Below are 11,481 nucleotides of genomic sequence, written 5' to 3' on the forward strand. Positions count from 1 at the left end.
CACCGGGTGGCCCGGCCCTGGGGGCCCGGGGGTTTAACAAAAATTTTACCCACAAACCATTTTTTATCTGTGGCCCCGGCCCGGGGGGCCCCGCCCCCCCGGGGGGCCCGGCGGCTTTCCGCCCCGCACGAGCCAGGCACTGGGCGCGACCACTGCGCCAAGCCTTTACAAGGCGTAATCGCAAGGGATGAACGCCGGCCTTTGACGCGGTGCACTCTTGCCTTAGACTTCGGCCCTTAAACTTCGCCGATTGCGGCAATTGGGAATTTGGAACATGGCTTTTGGCGGCCCAAACGACAGAAACGATCTGCCGCGCCTGGCACGCATCGATCCAAAGCTGTTCGATATCCTGTTCAGCGGCTGCAAGGTCGAGCGCTACGCCGCCGGCCAGCATCTGTTCGTCCAGGAAGATGCCGCCGACCGAATCTACGGGGTGATGAGCGGCACGGTGGAAATCTCGATCTATTCGCCTGGCGGGCAGAAGCTGGTGGCCAATATCGAGCTGTCGCGCAGCCTCGTCGGCGAGATCGGCGCGCTTGACGGGCGGCCACGCACCGCCACCGCCATCTGCCTGACCGCTTGCGAGCTGGTTTCGCTCAGCAGGACACAACTCTTTGATCGCATTGAGAGAAATCCACCGCTGGCACGCGCGATGATCGAACTTCTGTGCGCCCGGCTGCGCTGGGTCAGCGGCGAACTCGGCGACCAGGCCTTCTTCGGCATCGAGGCGAGGCTCGCCAAACGCCTGGTCTTCCTGGCCAAGGTGATGGCCGACAGCGCCGGCTGGATCCCGATCTCGCAATCGGAACTCGGAGAGTTCCTCGGCGCCACGCGCGAGTCCGTCAACAAGACGCTCAACGACTGGCGCAACCGCTCGTTCATTGCCATCAAACGCGGCGGCCTGCGCATCACCGACACCGGGGCGCTGCGCCATATCGCCGAATCGCAGGACGACGACTGACGCCGATCCCGAATCAGCCCCGGCTAAGACTCAGAGCCGCGAAATCAGGTAGCGCAGCGCCGAGCGGCTGGGCATGAAGAAGTATCCACCACCCTTGGTGGTGACGAATTGCGGCATGTCACGGAGCGTCGTGACCTTTTCCCATGACGGAATGGTGAACCTGCCATCACCGCTGCGCGAACCAATCGTCGGGTCCTTTTCAGCGACGAGGCCCTGGAACGTGGCCGACGAAACCCAGGTCTGCTGAATGAATTCGTACTGGCGCTCTATGTCGGCGTTGAGGCACATGAACAGCAGCCCTTTTTCGACCTTGCCATTCTTGCCGTCCTGCTTCTCATAGGTACGGCCGACCCGCAGGATACGATGGCGCTTGCCGATATTGATCTGCGTATCGCGGTCCTCACCCAGCGAGTCGCGTGGGTTGGAACGGCGAATGTGGGCACCAAGCGGGCAGCGATGGCCTTGCGGATCCTCGGCGCCAGCGGCGAAGTCGTTGTCGATGACGCGTCCCGGATGATCGGGGTTTCGCACCAGCGAGCTACCGTTCTGCCAGCGGCCGAGCATCTTGGCGGCAATCCAGTCTTGCGTGATGGCTTGGTTGCCGAGTTGGCTCGCGACCAAGGCTGCAGCCTTTTTGCAGTAGTTGTTGAAGACGTCGACGTGCTGCTCGAACTGGCGAATAACCAGGAATGAACCGTTGCGCCCGAAATCGCGCGGCGGTGGCGGCAGGCCCGGAATCAGCCGGCTACGGCGCACCTGCGAAAGGATTCCGGTCCGATCGCGTGATGCGCTTACCGAGGGCGAGGCTGGATAGAACCCATGCTCATCACGATAGCCGAACAGGAACTCGCCGGGCGCGACCAGATGCATGGGCGCGGCGCCCCTGCTGGCGCGGGTCGTGCCGCGGACAATCGGCTGCGAAATCCCGTCCGCGAAACCGAAATGCTCGTAGGCTGGCCCACGTTCCGACCGATCGTCACGCTTTGCCCCGTCGGACGATTTCGTCTTCGTGTCGGTCGGACCCCGGTTTACGGCGAGCGGCAGTTCGGCGACGACCTTCATGCCTGCACCGGTCGTCTTTCGTCTCACGGTGGCAATCTCGGTCTTCAACCGTCCCGGGTCTTCAGCATAGCAGACGATGACCAGGTCCACAGGGTTCTCCAACGACCCCCACTCCCATTCGTCCGGGCCGTCGCGGCCTCGGTCGTCCAGTATGCGCCCACGCTCGGGATTGCCCATGCCATGGCGAAAGGCGATCGGAAATGTTTCCAGTGGATCGCCCTCCACACCCTCGTCGAGCCCAAACTGCCGCAGGCCACCGGGACCAAAGGCGACTATCATAGCTCGCCCGGCGGGCCTGCCTTCGCCGAAACTCGTCTGCTCGACAACGAAATCGAGCCAGGCTCTGCGCTTGGGCGCCGGCAACTTGTCCGGCACCCGGATCGCAAGCATATGCGAATAAGCGAGCGGGCCGAGCGGGCCGAAGAAGATGGACTGGATCTCGCCGGTTTCCAGCTGCTGCTCGAGAGGCGCCGGAAAGGCAGAGCTGATATTGGCCAGCAGCGAAGTGGTCTTTTGAACGGTGGTTGTTTCGCTCGCCGGGCGCCGTAGCGAACCGAACAAGCTCAGCCAGTCGCGCGCCTCGTTGCCGACGGCGGAAGCAATGCCGCGCCTGACCTGGGAATTGATCCGGATGCGCTCTGTGTTGATTTGGGGATAGGCGGAGTACCAGAACAGGGTCGGCACCTGCTGGCGCCGCGCCCAGCGCTTGAAACGATCGCCGTCGCGCGCGCCGTCCAGGAACAGCCATCGTGTGCGTGGATAGCCCACGGTGTTGCTCCACACGCCGGTGAGGCCAGCGGACGCCTTGGCGATGAAGTCCTCAAGATAGCTTTCCCAGCTGCCGCCGTAGTTGGAGAAGAACATCAATCGGTTGGAGCCGGGCAGCAGTATCCAGCGGGCGAAATGGATGGTGTTGATGGTGTTGAGGAAGCCTGGCTTGAATACCTTCTGGGCAGCTATCGAGATCAGGTAGAAAGAAAACCTGAGCGCCAGCCGCCGCAGAATGCCGGCCTTCATCGTCGAAATCGCAGTCAGATGGTTTTGTGCCGCGTGGCCCTCCTTGACGAGTATCGCGTTCAATTCAGATATGCCGATCGATGTGCTTTCCGGCCGATCCCTGTCCTCGCGGCGTCGCAGCGCCAGCAAGCACGAAAACGCCAGCAGCGCCGCTGCCACCAACACTCCGAGTCCCGACAACAGAAGTGAGGTGATTGCTACGGCTATGGCGGTGAAGGAGATTTCCTGGGAACTGATGTCGATAGATCTGCCGAACACCACACCGTAGGCCATGTACCAGCAAGCAGCCCAGATGATCGCCACCGTGACGAAGACCGGCGGTACCAGCAACGTCGTCATCAGGGCACGGCCCCAATGACCCGGCGGCTTTTCCAGCAGGCTCTCGGCCGGCTCGAACGCCCAGGCAAACGTCTCTAATGACTGGACATGCTGGCGAACTTCAGCGAGCACGGCAGGAGCGTTGCCGGCGCCTTTGCGTGGCCGCTCGACGATGTCGCGCACGGCTTCGAAAAGCTGCTGCTCGGCCTTGATACGCTGGACCGAGTGCCCCGGCGTGCCCGAAAACACCAGTCCGGCATTGCTGCCGAAGGACGGCGATATGTCGACATTGTGCTTGCGCAGGAAATCGTTCAATGCGCCGCCATCGCGCAGATCGCAGACATCCTTGAAGATCGGCCGCAGCCGGTGCCCGATGGCGTGCGTGACCGCATCGATAACATCGTCGATGCTGCCGTCACCGGAAATCTCGAGAACCAGAGCTCCTTTTTCCTGACCGGAATCAGCGCCGATCTCGCCGGTGCCGACCACGGTCAGGCTGGTGAAGTGGACGGTGCCGGCAATGTCGAGCGCGGTGCGGATATCTTCGACGGCCGGGTTGCCGAGGCTGGCAACCTTGTCGCGGACAGCATCCAGCGACGCGGATCGGGTGACCGGGCAGACCACCGTCACCATAGACTGCGTTACGGTGCGGCAGAGTTCTGCCCGTTCGAAATCGACCTTGAGCGTTTCGGGATAGGCGCCGATGCGGGTCATCCGCCCGGCCTTGCCGGGCATGCGGCGCACGCCCTGCTTCTGGAACAGGGCGCGCAGGCTTTCGCCGATCTGGATCCTGGCAATCTCGGCGCCGATGCACTGATGAATGCCGTGGCCGAAGACCATGTAGTCGCGATACGGGCGCGATGTGTCGAACTGGTCCGGGTTCTGCACGGCGTCGGCATCGAACATCGCCGACAGCGTCGCCGGCATCACCACCGTGCCGGCCTTCACCAGGCGCTCGCGGCGCGTACCCTTGCCGATGATCGCGTCGCGGGCCGTGTAGCGCCAGGGGCCGACCCAGATCGGCTTGAAGCGCATGGCTTCAAGGACGGCCCTGTCGAGCTTGGCGGTATCGTTTTCGGCCAATGCGGCATCGATAGCCTGCCGTGCGTCGGGCCGCGACAGGATCACGTCGAGGCAATTGCCGGCGGCCAACACATTGGTCGGGACGAAGCCGGCGATCATGCCCAGCATGATCGCATTGAGGTCGTCCCGCGACAGGCGGCCCTGATCCGTCTGGACAACCAGCCTCGCCAGCGGTTGCTCGGCCTTCAAGCCCCGGTCCCTCGCCGACTGGATGGAGCGATCGATGACTTTGAGAAGACGGTCGCCCGCCACCACTGCGAGTTCGCGCATGACGGGGCTCGCCGTCGGGTCCGAAAAGAACAGCGCACTCAGCGCGATCGCCCAGTCGGCGAATTCGGATTCATCGTCGATCTCGACGCCGAAATAATCGCGGCAGATGTGCACCGGGACGATCTTCATCAACTTGGAGATCGCATCGAAGCCGGGGCTGGCGCGCGTCATGATCTCTTGCGAATGACGCGCCGCGATCGGCCTGACGGCGGCTTCGACCTCGGCCGGCGGGAATGCACTCAGCACCGACGATTTCATGCGCCGGTAGTCGGCGCCGTCCTGCATGCCGAGGATGAAGTTGGATCCCCGGGCAAGCTCGGTCATTTCCGGGCCGTATGGGGTCTGGAATTCGTCGCCGCGCTCCAATATGTCGCGGACATCGGCGTTCTTGGTGACCACGAGAACACCGAAGAGCTTGCCGGTCGGCCGGAAACGCCGCAACAAGGAAAGCGCCCAGCGGGGGTCTTCGGCCAGAGACCCGACGATGCGCGCAATCAGCCCTGTCTTCCGGATCCGGCCGAGATCGAAGGGCGGCATTTCCGACAGCGGGCGCTGGTTTTTCTGGGCCGCGCGAATAGCGTCGAAATACTTCAGTTCGGTCATGCGCGTTCAAGCCCCCCGGCTATCCACGTTATTGCGATGCCGGCCGTTCAACGCCTAGGTTTGCATCGGTTGCACGTATGTGAATCTTTTCACAGTTGGTCCATGTTCCAGCCAGCATTGACGCCATGTTCATTTGGCCAGTCGGAAATTGGCGACGAGGAACTCGTTCGCGGCCTTGTCGGTGAAAGGTATCCAGCGCACACGCTGTTCTGAAAAATCAGGATGCCGGGTGGTGAAAATGGTCATCTCGCGCCGCGCCTGTTCCGGCCGGCCGCTTCGCATCAGCGCGCCGATCTTCAGGAACCTGGAATAAAAATAGCCGGGGGACAGGTTGAGCGAGCGATCGGCGGCAGCGATCGCCGCCGGCCAGTTCTCGACCAAACAGTAGGCCGCCGTCAGTTCCCCCAGATTGTGGAAGCGGTAGAGGTCGAACGGGCTCAATCGCTCGGTATCGAGAAAGAACGGTATCGCTGACGCGGCATTGCCGAGCAGCAGCTGGGCGCTGCCCATGGCCGAGCGCGCGAAGGCAAAGCTCGGATTGATGTGGATCGCTTCCTCGAGATGGTCGACGGCCGACCGCGGTTCGCCGCGCATGATGTCGACGGCGCCGAGATGGGCGTGCGGGCGCGCATCCAGGCTGTCCACCAGCAACGTCTTGCGGGCAAACTGCTCGACCTTGTTCAAATCGTCGCTGTCGCCGAAACGCAGCCATGCCCGCCAGAAATACCACCACGCCAGTTCGTTGAGCACGGCGCTCGAGTTGGCGTCCTCGCGGTAGGCCTTCTGGAAGAACTCGAGTGCGGTTTCGGTGTCGCCGCGGGTGCGCCGGTTCATGTGCCAGCGGCCCCGTCGCACCAGTTGCCAGGTCTCCAGGCTTTCCCAGGGAACCTGGAAGGTGCGTGCCTGTTCCGCCCGGTCGACCTCCTTGTCGAGGATCGAAACGATCTCAGCGCCGATCTGGTCGCGCAGGTTAAAGATGTCGACCAGATCGCGATCGAAGCGCTGCGACCACACCAGCCGCCCGTTGGACGCGTCGGCCAGCGAGGTGTTGAGGCGGATCTGGCCACCATTGCGCATCAGCGTGCCGCTGACGATGTAGCGCGCGCCGAGCGCGTTGCCGATCACCCGCGTGCCCAGCGTGTCGTCGCGGAACTGGAAGCTGGAGCCCTTGGCGATGACCGAGAGCCATCTGGTGTTGGAAAGACCATAGATGATGTCCTCGGCGATGCCGTCGGCCATGTAGCCGATGTCATGCTCGCCGCCATCGGCGTGGAAGGGCAGGACGGCGATCGCCGGCGGCCCCTTGGACGACAGCTTCTGCTGCGCATTGGCCTGGGGAATGGCGGCGAACGACGCCGCCGGCGAGGATCCGTTGCCACTGCGGCCGGCGATCAGAACGCGCACCGGCAAGGCGATGTTCTTCAGCATGAATTCGCCGAGATCGGTGAATTCGGCCGCCGTCTTGTCCTTCACATGGTGCCAGGTCGTCTCCGAAACGGCGAGACCGTCGCCCGGCGCGAATTCCTGGATTCTCGCGGCGATGTTGACGTCGTCGCCGTAGAGGCGTCCACCACGCACGATGACGTCGCCGGTGTTGATGCCGGCCCGAAACGGCATGCGCATGTCGTCGGCAACCTCGGCGTTGAGGGCGACGATGCGGCCCTGGAAATCAAAGGCCGCGCGCAACGCCTCGATCGGATTGCCGAACTCGGCCATGATGCTGTCGCCGGCGTCGCCGAACGTGCGGCCGCCAAATGTGCCACAGCTGTCGGCGATGATGTCGCGCCGTTCCTCGAATGCCGCGACAGCAGACTCGTCGTCGATGCCCATCAGCCGGGAGAACCCGACGGCATCGATAGAAATGATTGTCGCCAGCTGACGGGTGTAGTTCCGTACAGCCATGTTCGAGCCCCCGCTCCCTTTCTGGTTCTGGTCCAGCACAGGCGACGACCCGTTCCTGAAACACTTCGCCGCGCGCTGAGAGATGAAGATTCCGGCGGGGTTGGCGCGCCATGCCACCCCGCCAGGACCAGAAGTCTAGCAGGGTCTTGGGCAAAGCTCTACCACCATCGGGTTGTCCAGCGCGGGCCGTAGCAGCACTCATGGTTGGCCGGCGGTTGGCGCAAATATTGGCGTGCCGTCGCTCTGAGCGCGGCGATCCAGGGCTTCACGGAAGCTGCGCGATGTCAGCTCTCGGAACAAACTGTGCTGCCTGCGAGTTTCCGGTGCGGTTCATGCCAACGTGAAATGAGGGTAATCATGCGAAATCTTGTTCTGGCGACCGGTGTCGTCGTTCTTCTGGCCGGCTCGACGGCCTTTGCCGCGGATGACAGCCCACTGCCGCCGACGAATGCCCAGAAACTGTCGGCAATCATCGCCAAGGTCGAGCAGCGCGACGGCTTTCGCTATGTGAAGGAGGTCGACTGGGACAAGGAAGGGTACACCGTCACCTATTACACCGCCGACAAGGCGAAAGTCGAAATCACCTTCGATCCCGTGACCGCCGAACCGAAATAGCGCCGATACCGACACCGCTTCGGCAATTCCGTCCGCCGCGTTTTCGCCTAGAATGGTGGCAGTTGTCGGACAACGGGGCGACCATGCTTTCTTCCAATCGAATTGCCAACTCGCTTGCGCTTGTCGTCGCACTGGCTGGCGCGGCGGTCTGCCTTGGTCCAGCGCGTGCCGACGGGCCGTCCTTCGATTGCCGGAAAGCCAGCCTGCCGGTGGAAAAGGCGATCTGTGCCGACCCGCAACTGTCGGCAATTGATGCCTCGGTCGCCAAGGCCTTTACGGGTTTCGAGCCAGCCTTTGGCGGCGACAAGCGCAAGATCGCCCGTGCGCTCATCGCCGACAGGAACGCCTGTGGGCAGGATGCTGCCTGCATCGTCAGCGCCCAGAACAACGCGCTGCAGACCTACGGCAATGCGCCGTCCTGGGTGCAGGACTACAACATCGCCCTGATCGGCAAGAAGGCGCTCGACACCGCGGCCCGCCATCCGGGCAGCCTCGACCAGCCCCTGCCCTCGTCGATCGGCCAATGCGCCTTGACCCACATCACCGCGCTGACGACGCGGCTCGGCGACGACCCGCTGGAAACCGCCGGCCCTGAAGCCGGCAGCCTGGCGCGGTTCAGCAATGGCGGGGCCGGGGTTTCCTACGAGCGGGAGCCTGGCCTTGCCAGTTCGAAAGCCGGCGATCCTGTCGTCATGTGCCTTATATCGATCCCGAGGGATTGTCCGCAGGGCGACGAGCGCGGGCGGGTCTATTACGGCGTCGACCTCACGATAAAAGGCACATGGGTTTTGCCGGATTCACAACATCTATGCGGCGGCGCCTGAAGATTTGCCGCAAAGCACTGCTGGATGCACTCTTGCGCCGATCCGCCTTTGATGGCTGAGTGCGCGTAACAGTTGCAGGGCACGGGGGTGCATGGCCATGGTTAAGCATGTTTTGAAGCGCATCCTGATGATGCTTGCCGGCTATTTCGTTTCGGTGCTGATCGGATTGTTCGCGGTCGTGGCGATATATTGCGCACTCGCCGTATTGCCCAACGCGCCGGACTATTTCGGCGCCATGCAATTTTCGCCCATTGTCGTGCTGCTGTGGCCGCCGCTCGGCATGGTCGTCTATTTCCTGACGATCGTGCTGACCGGCCTGCAGACGCTGATCTTCGCGCTGCTCGCCGAATTCTTTGCCCTGCGCAATTTCCTGGTGCACATGCTGTTTGGCGCCGCTGCCGCTGCAGCCGGCTTTTTCCTGGTCTGGCCGGCCGCGGAAGAGGATGCCGGACGCTGGGCCGATATCGGCATCATCGCCGCCGCCGGCCTCGTAGCCGGTCTGGTCTATTGGCTGATCGCGGGCCGCGACGCCGGCTTCCGGCGTCCGCTCATCCAGCGCTGATCGCAGGAAACGGGCGACCGTCCATCGGCCAAAAATCTAATAAAACCAGAGAGACAAAGTGAGTTCCTCGTTCGTTGAACGAGGAACTCCGCTGGTTCAGCTCGTCGGCGAGCGCACCGCTTCAGTCGCTTCCAGCGCCTGCATCAGCCGCGTGTCGCGGTCGTAGACGTCGTTGAAATATTCGACTTTGCCGGACAGATCCGGCCAGGCAGTGAAGTAGGAGACATAGACGGGAATCGTGCGTGTCACGTCTTCGCTGGCATGGCCGTGCTTGAGCTTTTCGGCGATGTCGTCGACCGAGACGCCGAGCACCGCCGCCGCCATCCCACGTGGATCCTGAAGGCGAATACAGCCATGGCTGAGCGCCCGCATATCGCGCTGGAAGAAGGATTTTTGCGGCGTGTCGTGCATGTAGATGGCGTGCTTGTTGGGGAACAGGATCTTCAGTTCGCCCAGCGCATTGGCTTCGCTCGGCTGCTGGCGCACGCTGTAGGGAATGTTGGCGCCGTAGGCGCCCCAATTGACCGAGGAAGAGGGAACCCGCCTGCCGCGCGAATCGGTCACCTCGTAGCCGGCACGGTCGAGATAGCCCGGATCGCCACGCAGCCTTGGCAGCATCTCGTTGACGATGATCGACTGCGGCACGCCCCAATAGGGATGGAAATCGACCTGCTTGATCTCCTTGAAGAAGAAGGCGGTCTGGTTGGTGGTCCGGCCGATGACGACGCGGGTCTTCAGCTTCTCCTCGCCATTGTCGATATAGCTGGCGGTGAAGGCGGGCTGGTTGATGAAGACCCGCGGGCTGCCGAGATCGGACGGCATCCAGCGCAATTCTTCCAGCGCGACCTGCACCTTCTGCAGCCTGTCGGCCTTGGATGCGCCGGCGAGCGAGGCGACGGTGCGCGGGCCGATGACCCCATCGCCCTTCATGCCGGCCTTCACCTGCACGGCCTTGATGATCGGAACCAGTTCGGGAACATAGACATCGCTGGTGCCGAGACGAGACAGGATCTCGCCATAGGCGCCGCCCATCTCGTCGTCGAGATTGCGCGCGATCAGCGTCAGCAGCTTCGGCAGTTCGGCGCTGGTCTCGCCGGGCTTCAGCAACAGCTTGGGATCGACGACGATTTCGTTTTCGGCGCTCGCCTGCAGCGATTCAAGTTCGACGCGCAGCGCCTGATATTCCGCGTTCTGCGGGTGCCGCGATTCGAGGTAGGTGCGCACTTCCTGGGTGTGGGCCAGCGTCTTGAGCGCGCCTTCCATGTCGACCGGCTTCGGCGGAAATTCATAGTAGCCGGTGATGCGATTGGGATCGACGCGCCCGCTCTGGGCGTCACGGGCATAGCGCAGCACGCGCGCCGACAGCGCCATCTCGAAGCGCACGTGTTCCTTCAGATGGGCATCGGCATCGACTGCCGATGCGTTGGCTGCCGGCACCTCGACCGTGTAGTCGGCCGACGTGAGACCATAGCTTGCGGCCTCGCCAAGCACCCTCACCGCGTCCTGGGCGCGGGCATTGGGATTGCCCTCGTTCACCCAGATGAAATCAGGATTGGCAGAGTAATAGGCAATCAGTGCCTTGGCGATATCGGGCTCGGCATAGAGTTCATAGTCGCTGAGGCCTGCAACGGCTTCACGGAAGGCAGTGCTGGTTGCCGACGGCACAAAGGCGGCGTCTTCAGCTGTTGCCACCTGGGGAGGTGCTGCCACCAATGCGGCAAAGTCGACGCGCACCAGCCGGTCGGCCTTGTAGGTGTAGTAGGACGGACTGCTGATTCTGGTGCCGCCACCGCCCGATACGGCGGGCTTCGGCTTGCGCTTTGGCGGCGGCGGGAATTCGCCTTGCGGCCTGTGCTTGACGCCACCGCCGAACAGCATGTCGAACAGGCCTTGCGCGCTTGCCTGCGGCACACCGAAGGCCAGTGCTGCCGCCACTGCAAGCGGCATCACGGTGGCTTTATTTCCGAGGAATTTCATTAATCACCCGCTCCGGCTGCAAGCCGGCTCCCGTTCCGCGCCGCTAGACGATCTTGCCAACCGCATGGCGGATGTAAGGCGCTACTATACCGATTCATACCGATTTCGTTAAGCTTCCATAAATTTCCGCAGGCCTGTTGCAGAACGGTTTCACAACATCGTGACGTGGGGGGCGGGGGTGGCGCGGCCCCCCGGGGCACGCGGCGGGGGGGTGCGGGGGTGGGGGGCCCGGGGGGGGGGGGGGGGGCGCCGGGGGCGCCGCGCCCGGGCGGGCCGGCGGGCCCGGG

7 protein-coding genes are annotated in these 11,481 nt (G+C 63.1%); 4 read left to right on the forward strand and 3 right to left on the reverse strand.

The window, feature by feature from the left end:
- Positions 1-274: 274 nt before the first annotated feature.
- Positions 275-961 (forward strand): Crp/Fnr family transcriptional regulator, encoded by a 687-nt coding sequence (locus NKH35_RS29715; protein ID WP_023668987.1) that lies wholly within the window; start codon positions 275-277, stop codon positions 959-961.
- A 30-nt stretch (positions 962-991) separates the two neighbouring features.
- Here the strand turns inward: NKH35_RS29715 and NKH35_RS29720 are convergent, their stop codons facing one another.
- The gene (locus tag NKH35_RS29720; protein ID WP_352917281.1) at positions 992-5,314 is read right to left on the reverse strand and encodes a cytochrome P450; all 4,323 of its coding nucleotides are present in this window, start codon (positions 5,312-5,314) and stop codon (positions 992-994) included.
- 129 nt (positions 5,315-5,443) lie between these two features.
- On the reverse strand, positions 5,444-7,216 hold the full coding sequence (locus tag NKH35_RS29725; RefSeq protein WP_352917282.1) for an adenylate/guanylate cyclase domain-containing protein: 1,773 nt from the start codon (positions 7,214-7,216) through the stop codon (positions 5,444-5,446).
- 357 nt (positions 7,217-7,573) lie between these two features.
- Between NKH35_RS29725 and NKH35_RS29730 the strand changes: the two genes are divergently transcribed.
- From NKH35_RS29730 to NKH35_RS29740, 3 genes are all read left to right on the forward strand, one after another.
- Positions 7,574-7,831, forward strand: coding sequence for a PepSY domain-containing protein (locus tag NKH35_RS29730; RefSeq protein ID WP_023690752.1), 258 nt, complete (start codon positions 7,574-7,576; stop codon positions 7,829-7,831).
- Positions 7,832-7,914: 83 nt separating this feature from the next.
- Positions 7,915-8,655, forward strand: a complete 741-nt coding sequence (locus tag NKH35_RS29735) for a lysozyme inhibitor LprI family protein (RefSeq protein WP_352917284.1) — start codon at positions 7,915-7,917, stop codon at positions 8,653-8,655.
- A gap of 91 nt (positions 8,656-8,746) precedes the next feature.
- Positions 8,747-9,217 (forward strand): hypothetical protein, encoded by a 471-nt coding sequence (locus tag NKH35_RS29740; RefSeq protein WP_023668992.1) that lies wholly within the window; start codon positions 8,747-8,749, stop codon positions 9,215-9,217.
- A 96-nt stretch (positions 9,218-9,313) separates the two neighbouring features.
- Here NKH35_RS29740 and NKH35_RS29745 read toward each other — a convergent pair whose 3' ends face one another.
- On the reverse strand, positions 9,314-11,194 hold the full coding sequence (locus NKH35_RS29745) for a L,D-transpeptidase family protein (protein WP_352917286.1): 1,881 nt from the start codon (positions 11,192-11,194) through the stop codon (positions 9,314-9,316).
- Positions 11,195-11,481 lie beyond the last annotated feature (287 nt).

Origin of the sequence: Mesorhizobium sp. M1143, from assembly GCF_040318435.1 — a bacterium.
Taxonomy (GTDB): domain Bacteria; phylum Pseudomonadota; class Alphaproteobacteria; order Rhizobiales; family Rhizobiaceae; genus Mesorhizobium.